Origin of the sequence: Stappia sediminis (assembly GCF_009826895.1) — a bacterium.
Classification (GTDB): Bacteria; Pseudomonadota; Alphaproteobacteria; order Rhizobiales; family Stappiaceae; genus Hongsoonwoonella; species Hongsoonwoonella sediminis.
The window spans coordinates 1-18,998 of record NZ_WUMV01000006.1 but is presented as its reverse complement, the minus strand read 5'-3'; the positions used below and the strand labels follow the sequence as shown (position 1 = coordinate 18,998).

The 18,998-nt window shown below is 63.3% G+C and carries 16 protein-coding genes; 15 read left to right on the top strand and 1 reads right to left on the bottom strand.

Translation table 11 applies throughout. From position 1 onward, the window contains the following. Positions 1-5 precede the first annotated feature (5 nt). Positions 6-260, bottom strand: coding sequence for an HP1242/YdcH family protein (locus tag GR183_RS12365; RefSeq protein WP_160775961.1), 255 nt, complete (start codon positions 258-260; stop codon positions 6-8). Between the two features lie 88 nt (positions 261-348). On the opposite strand from GR183_RS12365, the gene GR183_RS12360 reads away from it, so the two are divergent. From GR183_RS12360 to GR183_RS12290, 15 genes are all read left to right on the top strand, one after another. Continuing rightward, the gene (locus GR183_RS12360; protein ID WP_160775960.1) at positions 349-993 is read left to right on the top strand and encodes a DUF2460 domain-containing protein; all 645 of its coding nucleotides are present in this window, start codon (positions 349-351) and stop codon (positions 991-993) included. Positions 994-1,002: 9 nt separating this feature from the next. Beyond that, positions 1,003-1,896, top strand: a complete 894-nt coding sequence (locus tag GR183_RS12355) for a phage/gene transfer agent baseplate hub protein (RefSeq protein ID WP_160775959.1) — start codon at positions 1,003-1,005, stop codon at positions 1,894-1,896. A gap of 37 nt (positions 1,897-1,933) precedes the next feature. Next, entirely contained in the window at positions 1,934-2,365 is a 432-nt protein-coding gene (locus GR183_RS12350) for an NlpC/P60 family protein (RefSeq protein ID WP_160775958.1), read from the top strand. Next, positions 2,365-6,249 carry a baseplate multidomain protein megatron gene (locus GR183_RS12345; protein ID WP_160775957.1) on the top strand — a complete coding sequence of 1,295 codons (3,885 nt, stop codon included), beginning with the start codon at positions 2,365-2,367 and terminating at the stop codon, positions 6,247-6,249. The genes GR183_RS12350 and GR183_RS12345 overlap by 1 nt, the downstream gene beginning before the upstream one ends. 89 nt (positions 6,250-6,338) lie before the next feature. Then, a complete protein-coding gene (locus GR183_RS12340; RefSeq protein ID WP_208999844.1) occupies positions 6,339-6,629 on the top strand; it encodes a PepSY domain-containing protein in 291 nt (96 codons plus the stop codon). 24 nt (positions 6,630-6,653) lie between these two features. After that, the gene (locus GR183_RS12335; RefSeq protein ID WP_160775956.1) at positions 6,654-7,319 is read left to right on the top strand and encodes a response regulator transcription factor; all 666 of its coding nucleotides are present in this window, start codon (positions 6,654-6,656) and stop codon (positions 7,317-7,319) included. Beyond that, on the top strand, positions 7,312-8,733 hold the full coding sequence (locus GR183_RS12330; protein WP_160775955.1) for a sensor histidine kinase: 1,422 nt from the start codon (positions 7,312-7,314) through the stop codon (positions 8,731-8,733). Before GR183_RS12335 ends, GR183_RS12330 begins: the two co-directional genes overlap by 8 nt. Before the next feature lie 745 nt (positions 8,734-9,478). Next, complete coding sequence (locus GR183_RS12325; protein ID WP_160775954.1) at positions 9,479-9,937, top strand: RT0821/Lpp0805 family surface protein; 459 nt, start codon at positions 9,479-9,481, stop codon at positions 9,935-9,937. A 213-nt stretch (positions 9,938-10,150) separates the two neighbouring features. Then, the gene (locus tag GR183_RS12320; RefSeq protein WP_160775953.1) at positions 10,151-11,596 is read left to right on the top strand and encodes a hypothetical protein; all 1,446 of its coding nucleotides are present in this window, start codon (positions 10,151-10,153) and stop codon (positions 11,594-11,596) included. Positions 11,597-11,667: 71 nt separating this feature from the next. Beyond that, positions 11,668-12,834 (top strand): c-type cytochrome biogenesis protein CcmI, encoded by a 1,167-nt coding sequence (gene ccmI, locus GR183_RS12315; protein WP_160775952.1) that lies wholly within the window; start codon positions 11,668-11,670, stop codon positions 12,832-12,834. Positions 12,835-12,900: 66 nt separating this feature from the next. Beyond that, entirely contained in the window at positions 12,901-13,347 is a 447-nt protein-coding gene (ccmE, locus tag GR183_RS12310; protein WP_160775951.1) for a cytochrome c maturation protein CcmE, read from the top strand. A 52-nt stretch (positions 13,348-13,399) separates the two neighbouring features. Continuing rightward, positions 13,400-15,376: a heme lyase CcmF/NrfE family subunit gene (locus tag GR183_RS12305; protein ID WP_160775950.1), complete on the top strand. Its 1,977-nt coding sequence runs from the start codon at positions 13,400-13,402 to the stop codon at positions 15,374-15,376. Between the two features lie 18 nt (positions 15,377-15,394). Beyond that, the gene (locus tag GR183_RS12300; RefSeq protein WP_376765769.1) at positions 15,395-15,877 is read left to right on the top strand and encodes a cytochrome c-type biogenesis protein; all 483 of its coding nucleotides are present in this window, start codon (positions 15,395-15,397) and stop codon (positions 15,875-15,877) included. A gap of 106 nt (positions 15,878-15,983) precedes the next feature. Beyond that, complete coding sequence (locus GR183_RS12295) at positions 15,984-17,228, top strand: bifunctional alpha/beta hydrolase/OsmC family protein (RefSeq protein ID WP_160775948.1); 1,245 nt, start codon at positions 15,984-15,986, stop codon at positions 17,226-17,228. A gap of 188 nt (positions 17,229-17,416) precedes the next feature. Beyond that, entirely contained in the window at positions 17,417-18,952 is a 1,536-nt protein-coding gene (locus GR183_RS12290) for a Do family serine endopeptidase (RefSeq protein WP_160775947.1), read from the top strand. Positions 18,953-18,998: the final 46 nt, after the last annotated feature.

The following is an 18,998-nucleotide window of genomic DNA, read 5'->3' as shown; positions in this document are numbered from 1 at the left end:
GGGGCTCAGGCGCCGACGTTCTGGCTCGTCGCGATCATCGCGGCGATTTCATCCTTCAGATGAAGACGCTGTTTCTTGAGGTCTTCGAGCACGTCGTCCGATGTCGGCTCGATCTCCGCCTCGATGCGGTGAATCTGCCGGTTGACCGAATGATATTCGTCGGCAAGGCGCGCGAAATGCTTGTTCGCGCCCTTGAGGGCATGGATGGCTTCCACCGCTTCGGGGAATTCTTCGTTCAATTCGTGCGGGACGTGGCTCATCGTCGTTTTGACCTCCATTCGTTGAGCCGAACTTGGCCGTATTCGTCCGCTCCTTCCTTGAGCGAAATCAAACAAGGGGAATTCTTCGATGACCGCAGGCTTTCTGGACGAATTGTTTCCGGCCGAAATCGCCTTCGGCGCGAGCGGCGGGCCGGAACGGCGCACGGATGTCGTGACCCTCGCCTCGGGCCGGGAAAAGCGAAATGCGCGCTGGGCGCACTCAAGACGCCGCTATGATGCCGGCACGGGCATCCGCTCGCTTCATGACCTTCAGGCCGTTCAGGCGTTCTTCGAGCGGGCAAGGGGCAGGCTCTACGGCTTCCGCTTCAAGGATCCTTTCGACAATTCAACCGCACAAGCGGGCGCGGAGGTTTCGCCGCTGGATTGCGAAATCGGCATGGGCGACGGGGCGGCGACGGCGTTTCAACTCGTGAAGGTGTATGGCGCGGGCACCAATATCTATGCCCGCGATATCTCGAGGCCGGTGCCGGGGTCTGTTCGTATTGTTGTCGACGGGGTGGAGCTGGGCGAAGGCGCGGATTTCACGCTGGATCAGGTAAGCGGCATAGTCACGCTCGCCGCGCCGCCCGCGGCAGGGACGCCGGTGACGGCGGGGTTCAAATTCGACGTGCCCGTGCGCTTCGATACCGACCGGCTGGAAATGAGCCTGACCCATTTCGAGGCGGGAAGGCTGCCGAGCGTTCCGCTGATCGAAATCCTCCCCACTGCCTGAGGTGTTTCCATGAAGACAATTCCCGAAGGTCTTGCCGCAAGGCTTGCCGGCGAGACGACGACGCTTGCCACTTGCTGGACCGTGACGCGCAAGGATGGAGCCGTTTTCGGCTTCACCGATCACGACAGGGCGCTGCTTCTCGGCGGAGTGAGCCACGAGCCGGGGCAGGGGCTGGAGACGGGAGCCGCCACGTCAGGGCCGGGCTTTGCCGCAGGCAGCGCTGAAGCGACGGGGTTTCTGTCTTCAGACGCGATATCGGCGGAAGATCTCGACGCCGGGCTCTGGGACGGGGCGAGCGTCGAGGTGACACGCGTCGACTGGAGGGCGCCCGAACATTCGCTGCTCCTGAGGAAGGCCGAGATCGGCGAAGTGCGCCGGACGGGTGCGACGTTTCAGGCGGAGCTTCGCTCGCTCGCCCATCACCTCGATCAGGCAAGAGGGCGCGTCTTCTCCCGTCTCTGCGATGCGGATCTGGGCGATGATCGCTGCATGGTGGACGTGAGCGATCCGGCCTATAGCGGCGATGGAACCGTGGCGGACGGCAGCGAGGCGGGACGCGTCAGGGTTTCAGGCCTTGGCGGATACGGGCCGAGCTGGTTTTCCGGCGGCCGGCTGACGCTTCTCGACGGGGCGCTGGCGGGAAGGTCTGTCGAGATCGTGGGCGACCGTGTGGAGGGAAGCGAACGGACGGTCGATCTTCTCCTACCGTTCGCGGAGGCCCCGGCAAGCGGAACGGCGGTGCGGCTGCAAGCGGGATGCGACAAACGCTACGGCACTTGTCGAGAAAAATTCGGCAACGGACTCAACTTTCAGGGCTTTCCGCATATGCCCGGAAACGACTTCGCGCTCGCCTATCCGGGCCGCGACACGGGCGAGAACGACGGCGGCCCCGTCGTTTCCTGAGCGAATTTTTCATCCGAAACAATCGATCGGAGTTCCGATGACCGAACGAGAGCGGATCGTCGCGCTGGCGCGCGACTGGATCGGCACGCCCTATCGCCACCAGGCAAGCTGCAAGGGGGCGGGCGCCGATTGCCTCGGCCTTATCCGCGGGCTCTGGCGCGAGCTTTACGGGCGCGAACCTGAAGCAATGCCGCCCTATGGCGCGGACTGGGCGGAAGCGGGGGGACGAGAAACCTTCCTCGAAGCGGCAAGGCGGCACATGCGCGAGGTCGATGTGCGGCAAGCGATGCCCGGCGACGTGCTTCTCTTCCGCTGGCGTGCAGGCGGGCCCGCGAAACACGCGGCGATCCTCGCCACGCCTGAAACCATCATCCACGCCTATGAGGGCGTATCCGTCGTCGAAAGCCCGCTCGTGCCCGCCTGGCGCAGACGGATCGCGGCGGCATTTTCCTTTCCGGGGGTGTTTTAATGGCAACGCTCGTTCTGACAGCCGCGGGTCAGGCGCTGGGCGCGGCCTTCGGCGGTTCCCTCGGTGCGGTTTTGGGCCAGGCTGCGGGCGCTGTCGCAGGAAGCGCGATCGACAGCGCGCTTTTCGGCGAAAGCCGAACGATCGAGGGCCGCAGGCTGGCCGATCTCGACGTGCAGGCGTCGAGCGAAGGCGCTTCGATCCCGCTCGTCTACGGGCGCGTGCGCCTTGCGGGCCAGGTGATCTGGGCGACGCGCTTCGAGGAAGAGGTGAGCGAGGAACGCCAGGGCGGCAAGGGCGGTGGCGGCGGGGCGAAAGTGAGGAGTTACCGCTATTTCGCGAATTTCGCCGTCGCGCTCGCGCAAGGCCTGGTAAGCCACATCGGCCGGGTGTGGGCAGACGGAAAGCCGCTCGATCTTTCGAACCTGACGTATCGCGTCTACCTCGGCACGGGGGACCAGCCCGCCGATCCGCTGATTGCTGCGAAGCAGGGCGAAACGCCGGCCTACCGCCACACGGCCTATGTGGTGTTCGAACGGTTGCCGCTGGAGCCCTTCGGCAACCGCCTGCCGCAGCTTTCCTTCGAGGTGATCCGCGCCGTCGAGCCGCTGGAGCCGATGGTGCGTGCGGTGAGCCTCATTCCCGGCGCGGGCGAATTCGTCTATGAGCCGGGGGAGGTGACGCGTACGCCCCGGCGCGGGGTAAGCGAGACGGAAAACCGGCATATCCTGCATGCGGACAGCAATTTCCTCGCCTCGCTGGACGAGTTGACGGCGCTTTGCCCGAACCTTGAAAGCGTGGCGCTGGTGGTGGCGTGGTTCGGTGACGATCTGCGCGCCGGGCAATGCACCATCCGCCCGAAGACGGAAAGCGCGGTCAAGACCACGCGCGGCGCGAGTTGGGCCGTCAGCGGCACCGGGCGGGCGCAGGCCGAAGTCGTGAGCCAGCAGGACGGACGCCCGGCCTATGGCGGTACGCCGTCGGACGCATCCGTCATCGCCGCGATAAAGGAGCTGAAAGGGCGGGGGCTTCGCGTCGTTCTCTATCCCTTCGTGCTGATGGACATCGCGCCCGGCAACGGCCTTCCAGACCCCTATGGCGGGCAGGAACAGGCCGCCTACCCCTGGCGGGGCAGGATCACGGGGGCGGATGGGCAGGCGGTGGCCGTGAATGAAATCGCGGCATTCGCCGGTAATGCATCGCCCGGTGATTTTCTCGTGCAGGCGTCGGGCGTCGGCTATTCGGGGCCGGTGGAGTGGAGCTATCGCCGTTTCATTCTCCATTGCGCGCATCTGGGACAGGCCGCGGGCGGCGTCGATGCCATGCTGATCGGCTCGGAAATGCGCGGGCTGACGCAGCTAAGTGACGATCTGGGCGGCTACCCCTTCGTGGATGCGCTTCGAACGCTCGCGGGCGACGTGCGCTCCGTCGTGGGAGCGGATACGAAGATTACCTATGCCGCCGACTGGAGCGAATACGCCAGCCATACGCCGGTGCCCGGCGACCTGCGTTTTCCGCTCGATCCGCTGTGGGCGGAGCCGGCGATCGATATTGTCGGCATCGACAACTACCTTCCGATCGCCGACCAGCGCGACGGCGGCGATCCGGACGGCAACTTCGATTCTTACGACCTCGAAGCGCTGCGCGGACACATCGCGGGCGGCGAGTATTTCGACTGGTTTTACGCAAACGATACAGACCGGAAGGCGGGCATCAGGACGCCGATCACGGATGGAGCCTACGGCAAGCCTTTCGTCTACAGGGCGAAGGACCTCGCCGGCTGGTGGGCGAATGCCCACTACGAGCGCACGGGCGGTCTGGAACATGCGATGCCGACGGACTGGGTCCCGCAGGCAAAGCCGATCTGGTTCACCGAGCTTGGCTTTCCCGCCGTCGACAAGGGCGCGAACCAGCCGAACGTCTTTCCCGACCCGAAATCGGCCGAAAGCGCACTGCCGTATTTTTCCACCGGCGCGCGCGACGACCTTTTGCAGCGCCGTGCGCTGGAAGCGCAATTAAGCTGGTGGAGCAACGGCCACCCGGACTTCGCGATGGGCGACAATCCCGTGTCGTCGGTCTATGGCGGGCCCATGGTCGATGCCGCCAATATCCATGTCTGGTCATGGGACGCACGGCCCTTTCCGGTGTTCCCGGCAAGCGGCGACGTCTGGGCGGACGGGGCGAACTGGCGTGCGGGCCACTGGCTGAACGGCAGGCTCGGCTCTGTATCGCTGAAGGGTCTTGCGGAAACCATCGCGCTTGATCTCGGTGTGCCGGACGATGTTCTGGAAGCCGAAAACGTCGGGGGAATTGTGGACGGGATCGCGGTTGCGGGACCGGCATCGCCCCGGCGCGTGATCGAACCGCTCAGCGCGGCATTCGGCGCGGTTGGCGCGGATCTTGGCCAGAGCGTCACGCTCGTCCCGGCATGGCGCCCCCCGGTTTCGGAAATCGGCGAGGACGACCTTGCCGATGCCGGACAGGACGAGCCAACGGTCGCGATCCTGCGAAATCACTCCAGCGACCTTGCATCGGAAATCCGTTTTGCCGCCCGCGACGCCTTGCGCGATCACAGGCGTTTCGTCGCGGCCTCGCGCCGCATTGAGGGCGAAGGCCGCCGTGTGGTGGAGACGGATACGGGCGCAGTCAGCGATGCCGAAACACTTGGCCGCCATGCCGAACAGGCGCTCGTGCGCCAATGGGCGGAGCGGGAGGAAATCCGCTTTGCGCTTTCGCCCCATCGCCTGGACGTCGAACCGGGCGATATCCTGGACCTTATGCCCTCTCAAGGAGCGGGAATCGCCCGTAGATTCACGCTGCGTGTGGAAGCGATCGAGGATGGGCCAGTGCGTCTTGTCACGGCAAGGAGCGTGAGCGCACCACCGGTGATCACCCATGAAACGCGCGAATTCGGGGGGCAGGGTCGTGTGACGCTTGCGCGATCCGGCCCGGCGGAGGTGATTATCGTCGATCTGCCGGCGCTCCCGGGCGGGCAGGATGACCACGCACCGCGTATTGCGGCGTTCGCTTCGCCATGGCCTGGTGGTCTCGCCGTCTACCGCGGCGCCAATACCGGGGGGCTTGCGCCTGCCGGACGAATCGAGCGGCCCGCGACCATGGGCGAGCTCGCGACGGACTTAAGCCCCGGACCGACGGGACGCTGGGACAATGTCTCGCAGGTCGAGATGGAGCTTTACGGCGGGATCCTTTCCTCACGGCCCGATATCGACGTGCTTGGCGGTGCGAACACGCTGGTGGCGATCCCCGAAAGTGGCGAGATCGAGATATTCCAGTTTCAGACCGCCGAACTGATTGGCGAGAGGCGCTACCGTCTGAGCCTGCTCCTGCGCGGTCAACTGGGCACGGAAGCGGGAGCAATGGAAGGATTGCCTGAGGGCGCACGCGTGGTGCTGCTCGATGATGCTTTCATTACCCTGCCGCTGTCGCTTGACCGACTGGGGCTGGAAGAAAGCTACCGGATCGTGCCGGAGGGTCAGCCGCTCGACGGGGCGGCGGCCGTTATGCTCGATCACGCGGCGTCGGGACGAGGCGTTCTGCCGCTGGATCCGGTGCATATCGCGGCCTATCGCGATACGGACGGCAAGGTGGTGTTTCGCTGGATCCGGCGAACGCGCATCGGCGGCGACGGCTGGATCGGCACCGACGTCCCGCTCGGCGAGGAACGCGAGGCCTACGAAATCGACCTCATGTCCGCAGCGGGCGAGGTTCTGGCGACCATGGAGACCGAGCGGTCCGAATTGCGCCTGGAACCGGAGGAGGAACTTTTGATATTCGGGGTCCCCCAATCGGTGTTCAACATCCGTATTTACCAGATATCGGGCGCGATCGGGCGCGGGCTACCCGGTGGGGCGGAGCTTCGGGTGTAGGGAAATCGCCTGATATCCGAACGAACTGTCGTTGCGATTGCCGATGTGTTCATGTGCTATTCATGCAACGTGTTGCAGGATCGCGCCCCATGAAGAGATATCCGAAACTCATCGCAGGCCTTCTTGCCGGGTTTATCGCCGTCGTTTCCGCGGGCGAGACGGCGTGGGCAGCGTGCCTCAACCAGTCCCAGGCGCGGCAGGCGGTGGCGAGCGGGCAGGCGCGCCCGCTTGGCGCGGTTTCGCGATCCGTGGGCGGCGAAATCGTGCGGGCCGACCTTTGCGAGCAGGGCGGACGTCTGGTCTATGTGCTATCCGTGCTTTCCGGCGGAAAGGTCACCAAGCGCGTCGTCGACGCCAAGAGCGGCCAGGCGCTGCGATAATCGGGCCCCTGAACGGAAGAATTCATGCGTATTCTCGTTGTCGAAGACGATCTCGATCTCAACCGCCAGCTTTGCGAGGCGCTGACCGAGGCGGGCTATGTGGTCGATCACGCCGAGGATGGAGAAGAAGGGCACTTCCTCGGCGATACGGAACCCTATGATGCCGTGATCCTCGATCTCGGGCTTCCCGTGCTCGACGGCCTGAGCGTGCTGGAGAACTGGCGCCGCGACGGCAAGACGATGCCCGTCCTGATCCTGACCGCGCGCGACAGATGGTCCGACAAGGTGGCCGGCATCGACGCAGGCGCGGACGACTATGTCGCAAAACCATTCCACATGGAGGAGGTGCTGGCGCGGGTGCGCGCGCTGGTGCGCCGGGCCGCGGGCCATGCCTCGAACGAAATCATCTGCGGGCCGCTGCGCCTGGACATCAAGGCGGGCAAGCTGACCAAGGATGGAGCGTCGGTCAAGCTGACGTCGCATGAATACCGGCTGATTTCCTATCTCATGCACCAGAAGGGGCGCGTGGTGTCCCGCACCGAGCTGATCGAGCATCTATACGACCAGGATTTCGACCGGGATTCCAATACGATCGAGGTTTTCGTGGGCCGTCTGAGGAAGAAGCTCGGCGGTGAGCTGATCGAAACGGTGCGCGGGCTCGGATACCGGCTCGGCAGCGAAAATGACTGAGGAAACGATATCGTCCGCCGCTGAAGAGGCGGGCAAGGCGAAGCCTCGGCAACGCTCGCTATCGGGCAGGCTGATCGCGGTGGCGACGATCTGGTCTGTGGTTGCGATCGCCGTTGCCGGCTTCATTCTCGTGACCCTTTACCGGCAGGCAAGCGAGAGCGCCTTCGACGAGCGGCTCGATGTTTATGTGAAAGCGATCATCGGCGATATGGCGGGCGGTGAGCCGGGAAAGCCGACGAGGCCCGACAACCTGGGGGAACCGCGCTTCGATCTGCCCGTTTCCGGCTGGTACTGGACGATCGTGGACGACAGGCAAGGCGCGGTCGTCTTCGCCTCGCTCTCGCTGTTCGGCGATGCGCTCGACCTGCCGGCGCTGCCGGCAAGCGGCGAAACGACGAGCGTGACCAGCGGGCCGGACGGCGAGGAAATCCGCATCCTGCAGCGGCGCATCACCTTCAATGACGAAGAGGTCTACCGGATCGCCGTGGCGGGTGCGACGAAGGAGCTGCGCGAACAGACCGCCGAATTCGCAGGGCAAGTCGCGCTGACGCTGACAGTCCTCGGGCTCGGGCTTGTCGGTGCGATTTTCCTGCAGGTGCGTGTCGGTTTGAGGCCATTGCGCGATCTCAGGCAGTCGCTTGCCAATGTCAGAAACGGCGATGCCGAATCCGTTGAAGAAGACCTTCCCAAGGAACTGGCTCCGCTCGCGATCGAGCTCAACGATCTCATCCGGTCCAACCGGGAAATCGTGGAGCGCGCGCGCACGCATGTCGGCAATCTCGCCCACGCGCTGAAGACGCCGCTGAGCGTGATCACCAACGAAGCGCGTGGGACAGACGGCCCTTTCGCCGCCAAGATGGCCGAACAGGCCGCCATCATGCGCACGCAGGTGGAGCATCACCTGGAACGCGCGCGCATGGCGGCACAGCGCCGCGTGATCGGTGTTTCCGCGGAAATCGAGCCGGTGGTTGCGCGCCTTGCAAGGGCGATGTCCAAGATCCACGCGGACAAGGACCTTGATATCGACTTCGAAGTGCCGAAGGGGATTCGGTTTCGAGGCGAGCAGCAGGACCTTGAAGAACTGATTGGCAATCTTCTGGATAACGCCTGCAAATGGTCGAATTCGCGCGTATGCGTGACCGTCAAGCCCGCTCCGGCGGCGGGCGAGGGCCGTGAGCGCGTGGAAATCGAGGTTTCCGACGACGGGCCGGGACTGACCGCGGAGCAGCGCAAGGAAGCCGTCAAAAGGGGACGCAGGCTCGACGAGACGGTGCCGGGCACCGGACTTGGCCTTTCGATCGTGGCCGATATCGCGCGAATCTACGGCGGGGCGCTTGAACTTGACGTTTCGGAACTCGGCGGACTGTCCGCACGGCTGATTTTGCCGATGGCCCAGGCCGCAGTGAGGATCTAACGTTTAGCGGCGTCGGAGGCCAAAATCGCACCTGAACAGAAGCATAGCGCAAGGAAGTGCCGCGCACTTTCGTGCATTTGCGCCGGTGAGGTCTCGTTTATCGGGCTTGCCCGACGAAACGTCCAATGGACGTTTCGCGAGCCGAACGCCCGAAGGGCAAGGGGTGATTTTGGCCCAACCCGTTCGGGCCGCCGGGAAAATGCGCCATCTTGTTGTCGCTCGGCGCCGAATATGCGTGGCATGTCCTTCCTCCTCCCTCCTAAACATGGCGCATTTGCATGACGGCGCTGCAAATCGTCAAATCCTCGCTGCGGCCTAGGTCACGGACCCATAAATAAGGTTGAAATGGTATGCGCGGATTTGTTCGCATACGAGGCGCAAGCCTGCAGGAAACCGTCTGGTTTTCAAAGGGTTGCAACGACGTTGCCGGGCAAATCCGCCATATCCTGAAAGGACGCGAAAACGGCTTTGACCTGCTGCGTCGAAGCGCTTGACCGGGTGGCAAACCCGCTCCACGCGCTTCTCCTTGCATTTCTTTGCCGTTTGTAGCGCCATTCCAGCCTTATTTATGGGTCCGTGACCTAGCCTTCTCCGCCGGAGCGACGCAGTTCAGCCACAAACTTGTGAGAAGCGAAACTTGCATTGCGCCTCTATTTCTGGTCTCTCAATCAGTCGAGTGCACGCTTGCGGCGTTATGTGATGCAATTCACTTCGGTTCCTGCCGGAATCAAGCCAAGGTCGTGAAATGAAGCGGACTAAACCTGTTGTTGCCTGTTTGCTCCTCAGCTTGCTCGCGGCATGTTCGAGCTCGCAAGGAACGGGAAGCTCCACCAACGACAGCGTTGTCGTCGGCGGATTGCTTGGCAATGCCTTTCGCGAAGAGCCGATCACCCAGAACGATGCCGACAGGGCGCTGGCCGACCTTGTGAAGACCGAAACGGGCGGCGCGCTGACGGATACCGACCGCCAGGCCGCGGCGACCGCGCTATACCGTGCGCTCAGCGCGCAGACCCCGGGCAAAACGATCGCCTGGGAGAACCGCTCTTCAGGTGCTTCGGGTGATGTGATCGCCGGTCCCGTCTATCAGGTCAACAACGTCGTCTGCCGCGACTATACGCATGTGGTCAGGGTCGGCGAGCGGGAAGACGCGGTGCGCGGATCGGCCTGCCGCGAAGAAGACGGTGCCTGGCAGCCCATAGTTTAATTCGTTATTGACGTTTCTGAAGAAATCGCGGATCGGATGCGCCCGTTTCTTCGGGCCTTCTCGTGCTGAATTTAGCCTTCGTTTCGAAGATTTGATTAAGCTTTTCTCGCCACAATGGCACCTTCGGCGCGATGCAGGCGCGGGCGATTTGCCCGGGAGCGGCAGCACCGGCCACGATCAGTGATTGAACTCGAAGCAACCGGGCATACCCGCATGGCCGAACGATCCGTTCTGGTTCACAAGATCCGCACCTATCTGGAAGCCCTCTCGCCAAGGGCGGTGGACATGCTCGTGCGTAATCTGGAGCAAAGCTGTGCGAAGGGGAACGAGGACAAGACCGTTCGACTGATCCTGGACGCCTGCCTGGAGCTTCTGCGCTCCGACAAGGAGGCGGTAAGCGGAGAGCCGCGCGCACAATGGCTGCAGCGGCTGTTCTTCCGTCCGGTCGAGGCGCTTCTTATCGACGAACTTCTGCCGCACAAGCAAAAGGGCAGGATCAACCGGTCCAGCCTCAACGGAATCTGGACACTGGTGGAACGCGACCTCGCCCCGGATGCCGTGACCGAGGCGCAGGCGAAGATCTTGAGCGAAGAAACCGGCGAAGCGGAAGCTGCGACGATCGCAGGAAGGCTCCGCGACAAGGTGACGCCGGAAATACGGAAGTTCCTGCAAGACACGACCGAAAATCCCAGATTCCGGCGGCAGATGGCCATGATCGTGGGAGGGGACAGGGCGTTTCAGGACCTGAGCGACCTGGTGGAGGCTTTCGAGGGGGAAGCCTGGTTCGTGCCCTTTCTGGATGCCCTGCCCGAGCGGTTGAGCGACTGGGAATGCAAGGGGGACGGGCCGACGGCAAAGCGCGTGCGCGCTGCAATGAATGAGAAAGGCGCGCATGCCGCGCTGATCGCTTCCGCCGTTTTGAGCCGCACCGACAACCCGGCAAGCCTTGCGACGCTGGCCTGCGGCCTTGCAGGGACAAACGACGAAAAGCGGCTGGCGGACAGCGCGTATTCCGCTTTCATCGACATGGTGCTTTCCGAAACCGAAAGACTGCACATCCTGGCGAGAAAGCCTTCCGCCGAGACGGGCATGGCATCGGCCGTGTCGCGCTATCACGAGGTCGTTCGCCAGCTTGAGCGGGATATGGAATTTTCCGGCGGAGGCGCCTGGCACAAGCGCCTGTCGGAGACGAGAAGGCAGTTTTCGGACCTCGTGAAGGGCGATCTTGAAAGCGCCATCCCGCGGGTGCGCCGGGCACTTGAAATTCCGCCAATGGGCGATGGCGGAAAGCCGACGGTCGACCGGGCGGCCGTCGACGATGCGCTGCGATCCCTTGAAACCCTGCAGATGATGCGCGGCGCCGCCGAAAGCTTCGCCGTCAACGAAGTAACCAAGCGCACGCGCCAGACCGTGGAGCAAACGCTGGAGATCATGACGCGCAGGCTCCTGTCGGATGCGGCGAAGGTGACGGAGGATAAAAGGGCGGTTCATATTGCCGCAGCGGATGTCGCAATCGAACTTTGCGAGAGCTATTTCGGCAAGGAATACGCCGATTTGCTGCGCCGCAGCCGGCGCATTGCCGCCGAAGGCGGGGAGGTCAAATCTGGACCGACGGAAAAGCCTGCGATAAAGAAGGTGGCGAAAGTCCCGGCTGGATGATAGCCGCGACCGCAGGTCACAGGTCGTGATCTGTTGCGAACAACAGCGCGACACTATCTATTCTGCCGATCATGATCATCTGGATTGTCTTTGCCATTCTGACCGCCATTGCGGCCCTTTCCGTTCTCGTGCCGATGGCACGGGAGCGCGCGCGCGATGGCGAGCAGCCATCGCACGACGCGCAGGTCTATCGCGCGCAACTCGGCGAAATCGACAAGGATCTCGAACGCGGTCTCATCGATGATGAGTCGGCTGAGGCCGCGCGCGCCGAAATCGCGCGCCGTCTGATAGCCGCCGCAAAGGCGTCCGAAGACAATGCGAAAGACCGGGCAGGCTCAAGCCGGGCCATCCGCCTTGCCCAGCTGGCGGCGATCGTATTCGTGCCGCTCGCCACGATCGGGCTTTACCTCGAACTGGGAACGCCGAACCTGCCGGACCAGCCGCTCGCGCAGCGCCTTGCGGCAAAGCCCACGCAGCAGGATCTGCCGCTTCTGGTCGCGCGCGTGGAAAACCACCTTGCCGACAATCCGCAGGACGGAACGGGCTGGGACGTGCTTGCCCCGGTCTATATGCGCATGGGCCGGGTAGCCGAAGCGGCCACGGCCTACAGAAACGCCATTCGCATTCTCGGTCCGACGGTCGAACGGCAATCAAACCTCGGCGAGGCGCTGACCATGGCGAACCAGGGTATCGTCAGCGCTGACGCACGGGCCGCTTTCGAACGCGCCGTGGAGATCGATGCGAGAGCGGTCAAGCCAAGGTTCTTTCTGGCGCTGGCGCTCGGTCAGGAGGGAAAGAACGACGAGGCGGCCGCGGCATGGCGTTCGATCCTTGACGAAGCGCAAGGCAATGAGCCCTGGATCCAGGCAGCTTTGAGCGAACTTGAAAAGGTCGGTGGCGAGCTGCCGCAGAAGTTTGCCCGCTCCGGCCCCTCGGCGGGCGATGTTGCCGCCGCGGGTCAGATGTCGGAAGCGGAACGGACGCAGATGATCGAAGGCATGGTGGCGGGCCTTGACGAGCGCTTGCGCTCCCAGGGCGGAGACGCCGAAGAATGGGTGCGCCTGATCCGCGCGTACTCCGTGCTCGGGCGCCAGGACAAGGCGGCGAAGACCTATGAGTTCGCCGCGTCCTCCTTCGAGGGCGACCCGGCGTCGATGGAGAAACTGGAAGCGGTTCGACAGGCGCTCGATATTGCGCCTGCGGGCAGTGCGGGAGACGCGCCGGCGAAACCGGAATGAAGAACAAGGCGGCCGCCGCCTCGAAATGAAAGCGGCGGAAGGCCCACGTGAACGGAAAGCGAAGCGATGACGCGCAAACAAAGACGACTGACCCTGATCGCTTCCGCCGGCACCGTGCTGGTGGTCGCCGCCGGACTTATCCTTTTCGCGCTTAACGATCAGATCGTCTTTTTCCAGAGCCCGACCGATATTGCGGCGAAATCCGTACCTGAGGGAACCCGCATCAGGCTTGGCGGGCTCGTCGAGGACGGCACGGTCGTAAAGGGCGACCACGGGGAGGTGCGCTTCAGTGTGACCGATACGGAAGCGAGCGTGCCTGTGATTTACATTGGACTTCTACCGGATCTCTTTCGCGAAGGGCAAGGCGTGGTCGCGGAAGGCATGATGGAGCCCGACGGGGTGTTTCATGCCGACAAGGTGCTTGCCAAGCACGACGAGAACTATATGCCCAAGGAAGTGGCGGAGGCGCTGAAGGACAAGGGCGTCTGGCAGGGCGAGAAAAAGGCCAACTGAGAAAACCGGCCGGAAGGGCAATAATGGGGAGTGACATCGGGCGATGATGGCGATGACCGTTGAATTCGGGCACTATGCCCTGGTGCTGGCCCTCGTTTTGTCGCTGGTGCAATCGTTCGTGCCCGTTTATGGCGCATTGAAGGGCGACGCGAGGCTGATGGCGGTCGCGGGGCCTGTCTCCGGCATGCTGTTCCTGCTGGTCGGGTTATCCTTCGCGGCATTGACGAGTGCCTATCTCGCTTCCGATTTCTCCGTCCAGAATGTTTATGAAAACTCCCATTCCCTGAAACCGCTGCTCTACAAGATCACCGGCGTTTGGGGAAACCACGAAGGATCGATGCTCCTGTGGGTGCTGATCCTCGTCTTCTTCGCCGCCCTCGTCGCAGCCTTCGGACGCAGCATGCCTGAAGCCCTGCGCGCCGCGGCGTTGGGCGTGCAGGGCTGGGTGACTTCCGCGTTCCTGCTTTTCATCCTGATCACATCGAACCCGTTCCTGCGTTTGCAGCCGGCACCCGCGGAGGGGCAGGACCTCAACCCGATCCTTCAGGACGTCGGCCTGGCGATCCATCCGCCGCTGCTCTACCTCGGCTACGTCGGATTTTCGATCACCTTCTCCTTCGCGGTGGCGGCCCTGATCCTCGGGCGGATCGATGCAGCCTGGGCGCGCTGGGTCAGGCCGTGGGCGCTGCTTGCCTGGATGTTCCTTACGCTTGGCATCGCCATGGGGTCCTACTGGGCTTACTACGAACTCGGCTGGGGCGGCTGGTGGTTCTGGGATCCGGTCGAAAACGCCTCGTTCATGCCCTGGCTCGCGGGAACCGCGCTATTGCATTCGGCGCTTGTCATGGAAAAGCGCAATGCGCTGAAGATCTGGACGATCCTGCTTGCGATCCTGACCTTCTCGCTGTCGCTGCTCGGAACCTTCCTCGTGCGCTCGGGCGTACTGACGAGCGTGCATGCATTCGCCACGGATCCCGCACGCGGCGTGTTCATTCTCGCAATCCTCTGCGTCTTCATTGGCGGCTCGCTTACCCTATATGCCTGGCGCGCTCCCATGCTGAAACAAGGTGGACTTTTCGCGCCAGTCAGCCGGGAGGGAGCGCTTGTCCTCAACAATCTGCTGTTGACGGCAGCTTGTGCGGCCGTCTTCGTCGGCACGCTTTATCCGCTGGCGCTGGAAGCCATTGCCGACGACAAGATTTCAGTCGGTCCGCCGTTCTTCAACCTGACGTTCGGACCGCTTATGATCCCGCTTTTGATCGCGGTTCCTTTCGGACCATATCTTGCCTGGAAGCGGGGCGACCTTCTGGCGGTAGCACAGAGACTTTGGATTGCCTTCGGGATCGCGATCCTTGCGGTGCTCGTCACCGCATGGCTTTCGGGCGCAGAGCGCATTCTCGCCGCGCCTGCCGTCGGACTGGCCGTTTGGGTGATCGCCGGATCGGTTTCGGAAATCCTGTCGCGCGCGCGCTTTCGCGATGTCGGCATCGCCACCGGCATGCGGCGGCTTGCCGGCCTGCCACGCTCCGCCTGGGGAACCGCGCTCGGCCATATGGGACTTGGCATCACTGCGCTCGGCATCGTTGTCACCAGCGCATTCCAGGCCGAGGCGATCCGCTCCGTGCAGCCCGACGACAACTTCGAACTTTCCGGTTACGAACTCATCTTCAAGGGCGTCGCCCCGAGGCGCGGCGCGAATTTCACCGAGGAAGTTGCCCATTTCGACGTTTATGCGGGCGGGGCCAAAGTGAGCGAACTGGAACCCACAAAGCGCCTTTATACGGCGCGGCGGATGCCGACGACGGAATCGGCGATCGCGACTTTCGGGTTCTCCCAGCTCTATGTTTCCATCGGCGAAGTGCGTGAAGATGGCGGAGTGGACTTGCGTGCCTATTACAAGCCGCTGGTGACGCTGATCTGGCTCGGGACGCTTGTCATGGCCGCAGGTGGAGCGGTTTCGTTGAGCGACCGGCGCCTGCGCGTCGGCGCGCCGAAACGAGCGCGTCAACAGGCCGCGCCTGCCGAATAGTTAGGACAGAAGATGGGAATGCGAGTTCCGGCTCTCCTCCTTGGCGCATTGCTTATGGTATTCGCCGCGAGCGGCGTTCGCGCCGTCGAACCTGATGAGGTGCTGGACGATCCGAAGCTGGAAATGCGCGCGCGCGAGCTTTCCGCGGAATTGCGCTGCATGGTCTGCCAGAACCAGTCGATCGACGATTCGGATGCGCCTTTGGCCAAGGATCTGCGCATACTGGTTCGCGAACGCCTGAAGGCGGGCGACAGCGACAGGCAAGTGCTGAACTATCTTGTCGACCGATACGGCGAGTTCGTGCTGCTGAAGCCCCGGCTTGCGCTTCACACGCTGTTTTTGTGGGGCCTGCCGCCGTTGGCGCTGCTTGGCGGCGGCCTGGCGATCTTCCTTGCCTGGAAGCGGCGAAAACGCGATAGCGGCGGGGAGGCGAAGCCGACGCCGCTGAGCGCGGACGAAGAACGCGAACTGAAACGCATTCTCGACGAAGGCGCCTCCTGAGCGGGGCCTGCACCGTTCACCAAACGGTGAGCGGGGTTGCGTCGCAATCGCAAAACGGCGTTCTTATCTGCGCTTGAAACCCAGAGCCAGCGTAAGAGGAAACGCCATGAGCGCGAAGCCCATCAGACTGACCTTCGAAGGCGCGCATGGCGCGGAATTGGCCGCAAGGCTCGATCTGCCGACTGGGGCGGTTGAAGCCTACGCGCTGTTTGCACATTGCTTCACCTGTTCGAAGGATGTGGCGGCGGCGCGAAAGATCGCGGAAGCGCTTACCCGGCGTGGCATTGCGGTGCTGCGCTTCGATTTCACGGGGCTTGGCGGTTCGGGCGGAGATTTCGGATCGACGAATTTCACCTCCAACCTCGAAGACCTCCGCCGTGCGGCGGATTACATGCGCGAGAAACTGGATGCGCCGAAGCTGCTGATTGGCCATTCGCTGGGGGGGGCGGCGATGCTTGCGGTCGCGCCCGACATTCCCGAGGCGAAGGCGGTCGCCACCATCGGCGCTCCGGCGGAAGCCGACCATGTCACGCACAATTTCGGCGCCAAGCTCGACGAAATCGAGAATGACGGGGAAGCGAAGGTGTCCCTCGCCGGGCGGGATTTCTGCATCCAGAAGCAGTTCATCGACGACTTGCGATCACATGACGTCGAAATGCGCGTGTCGCATCTGAAGAAGGCGCTTCTCGTGCTTCATGCGCCGCTCGACGATGTGGTCGGCATCGAAAACGCGACCAAGATCTTCGTCGCCGCGAAGCACCCCAAAAGCTTCGTTTCGCTCGATACCGCCGACCACCTTTTGAGCAATCAGCAGGATGCGGCCTACGCCGCGGATGTCATCGCGGCCTGGGCCGGACGTTACATCGAGTTGAAAGACGCCGCTGCCGATGCTGGCGAGGAAGGTGTGGTCGAGGTGCGCGAAACGGGGCTTGGCAAGTTCCAGGCGATGGTACAGGCCGGACCGCACAGGCTTCTTGCCGATGAGCCCGTTTCCGTCGGCGGCTTCGCCTCCGGACCCTCGCCATATGAATTCCTGTCGGCAGCGCTCGGCGCCTGCACCTCCATGACGCTTCGCATGTATGCGGACAGGAAGAACCTGCCGCTCGACCGCGTATCCGTTGAGATCAGTCATGCCAAGGTCCATGCGCAGGACTGCAGCGATTGCGCGGAAGACCTGCAGGATCGCGACGGAAAGATCGACAGGTTCGAGCGCCGAATCGCGTTCGAAGGCGATCTCGATGCCGATACACGCAAACGGCTTCTGGAAATCGCCGACAAATGCCCGGTTCACCGGACATTGGAAGCGGGAGCGGCGGTTGTGACGAAGGAAGCTGGCACAGCGGGAAATTGAGATCCCGGGTGGCGCCCGCCCACATTACGAAAGTTTAATCGGCCCGACAGGCGGCAGTAAGGCGGCCTCCTCCATATCAGGTTTGTCCGGTGTGGTTTCGCTCCCACGAAGCTGCATCGGACAACAGATTTCCTGACCTGACCTCTTGGAAGAGATCCGAATTCAAACGCCTGTTGGAGAACCGGACCATGACACTTTCCAATTCCAATGCCGCGAACAGCCTGAAGAAGCGCCGCAAGACGCTGCTGGCCGGGGCGGTGATCCTTGGCGCGGCTGGCGCCATGAGCGCGCAGACGATGATCCCGCAAGGGCTTGCTCTTGCCGATCCCGTTCGTGTCGACGCGCCGGCGCCGGCGAACTTCTCCGAGGTCGTCAAGGCCGTGCAGCCGGCGGTCGTCAGCGTCCGCGTCCGCTCCGAAGCGCGCACGCACATGATGACGTTCGATGGCCCTGAAGGCTTCGGCGGCATGCCGGGCTTCGAGGATCTGCCGAAGGACCATCCGCTTTACCGTTTCTTCCGCCGTTTCGGCGGTGAGGAACAGCAGCAGAAGCGCACACCGCAGCGCGAGCAGCAATCGCAGGGCTCGGGCTTCTTCATTTCCGACGACGGCTACCTGGTGACCAACCAGCACGTCGTCGACAACGGTTCCGAGTTCACGGTGGTAATGGATGATGGAACCGAATTCGACGCACGGCTGATCGGCGCGGACGATCGTACGGACCTTGCGCTTCTCAAGGTGGATGCCGATCGCAAATTCGAATATGTCGAATTCGCCGACGAGGCGCCGCAGGTCGGCGAATGGGTCGTCGCCATCGGCAACCCCTTCGGCCTCGGCGGCACGGTGACCGCGGGCATCGTCTCGGCACGCGGCCGAGACATCGGCGCCGGCCCCTATGACGACTTCATCCAGATCGACGCGCCTGTGAACCGGGGTAACTCCGGTGGCCCGGCCTTCAACGTGAAGGGCCAGGTGATCGGCGTCAACGCAGCTATCTTCTCGCCGTCTGGTGGCAATGTGGGTATTGCATTTGCCATCCCATCTTCGACCGCCAAAGACATCGTCGTTGACCTGAAGGACGACGGCACGGTGGTTCGCGGCTGGCTCGGCGTACACATTCAGCCGGTCTCGAAGGATATCGCCGAAAGCGTCGGCCTTGCCGAGGCGAGCGGCGCGATCGTTGCCGATGCCCAGGACAACAGCCCCGCGGAAAAGGCGGGCATCAAGAGCGGCGACACGATCCTCAAGGTCGACGGCAAGAAGGTGGAAGGCCCGCGCGAGCTGGCCAAGATGATCGCCGAATATGCCCCGGACTCGAAGGTGGACGTCACGGTCTGGCGCGATGGTGCGGAAAAGGACATTTCCGTGACGCTCGGCCGCCTTGCGGAACCTGAAAAGCGTGCGGACGCCGCCAAGCCGACCGGTGAGAAGACGGCCATCGTCGAAAGCCTCGGCGTCGAGCTTGCGCCGGCAAGCGAGATGGGTGCCGGTGAGGAAGGCGTGGTCGTGACCGACGTCGCACCGGACGGAGCTGCCGCGGAAAAGGGCCTCAAGACCGGCGACGTGATCCTTGAGGTCGCCGGATCGACGGTGAATACACCGGGCGATGTCGCGGAAGCGGTTGTCGCTGCCTCCGAGAAAGGCCGAAAAGCGGTGTTGCTGAGGGTCAAGAGCGACGAGACGGTGCGCTTCGTAGCACTCCCCGTCGACAAGTCCCGAGGCTAACTTGCAGGCGGCGGGCCCGGATCGACCCCCGGTCCGGGCCCGCCGC

What these genes read in the sequence shown, in the direction of transcription:
- GR183_RS12295 (WP_160775948.1), top strand. Translation starts at nt 15,984, where the DNA reads ATGAGCGCGAAGCCCATCAGACTGACCTTCGAAGGCGCGCATGGCGCG.
- GR183_RS12330 (WP_160775955.1), top strand. Translation starts at nt 7,312, where the DNA reads ATGACTGAGGAAACGATATCGTCCGCCGCTGAAGAGGCGGGCAAGGCG.
- ccmI (WP_160775952.1), top strand. Translation starts at nt 11,668, where the DNA reads ATGATCATCTGGATTGTCTTTGCCATTCTGACCGCCATTGCGGCCCTT.
- GR183_RS12300 (WP_376765769.1), top strand. Translation starts at nt 15,395, where the DNA reads ATGCGAGTTCCGGCTCTCCTCCTTGGCGCATTGCTTATGGTATTCGCC.
- GR183_RS12335 (WP_160775956.1), top strand. Translation starts at nt 6,654, where the DNA reads ATGCGTATTCTCGTTGTCGAAGACGATCTCGATCTCAACCGCCAGCTT.
- GR183_RS12365 (WP_160775961.1), bottom strand. Translation starts at nt 260, where the DNA reads ATGAGCCACGTCCCGCACGAATTGAACGAAGAATTCCCCGAAGCGGTG.
- GR183_RS12360 (WP_160775960.1), top strand. Translation starts at nt 349, where the DNA reads ATGACCGCAGGCTTTCTGGACGAATTGTTTCCGGCCGAAATCGCCTTC.
- GR183_RS12355 (WP_160775959.1), top strand. Translation starts at nt 1,003, where the DNA reads ATGAAGACAATTCCCGAAGGTCTTGCCGCAAGGCTTGCCGGCGAGACG.
- GR183_RS12340 (WP_208999844.1), top strand. Translation starts at nt 6,339, where the DNA reads ATGAAGAGATATCCGAAACTCATCGCAGGCCTTCTTGCCGGGTTTATC.
- GR183_RS12350 (WP_160775958.1), top strand. Translation starts at nt 1,934, where the DNA reads ATGACCGAACGAGAGCGGATCGTCGCGCTGGCGCGCGACTGGATCGGC.
- GR183_RS12320 (WP_160775953.1), top strand. Translation starts at nt 10,151, where the DNA reads ATGGCCGAACGATCCGTTCTGGTTCACAAGATCCGCACCTATCTGGAA.
- GR183_RS12305 (WP_160775950.1), top strand. Translation starts at nt 13,400, where the DNA reads ATGACCGTTGAATTCGGGCACTATGCCCTGGTGCTGGCCCTCGTTTTG.
- GR183_RS12290 (WP_160775947.1), top strand. Translation starts at nt 17,417, where the DNA reads ATGACACTTTCCAATTCCAATGCCGCGAACAGCCTGAAGAAGCGCCGC.
- GR183_RS12325 (WP_160775954.1), top strand. Translation starts at nt 9,479, where the DNA reads ATGAAGCGGACTAAACCTGTTGTTGCCTGTTTGCTCCTCAGCTTGCTC.
- GR183_RS12345 (WP_160775957.1), top strand. Translation starts at nt 2,365, where the DNA reads ATGGCAACGCTCGTTCTGACAGCCGCGGGTCAGGCGCTGGGCGCGGCC.
- ccmE (WP_160775951.1), top strand. Translation starts at nt 12,901, where the DNA reads ATGACGCGCAAACAAAGACGACTGACCCTGATCGCTTCCGCCGGCACC.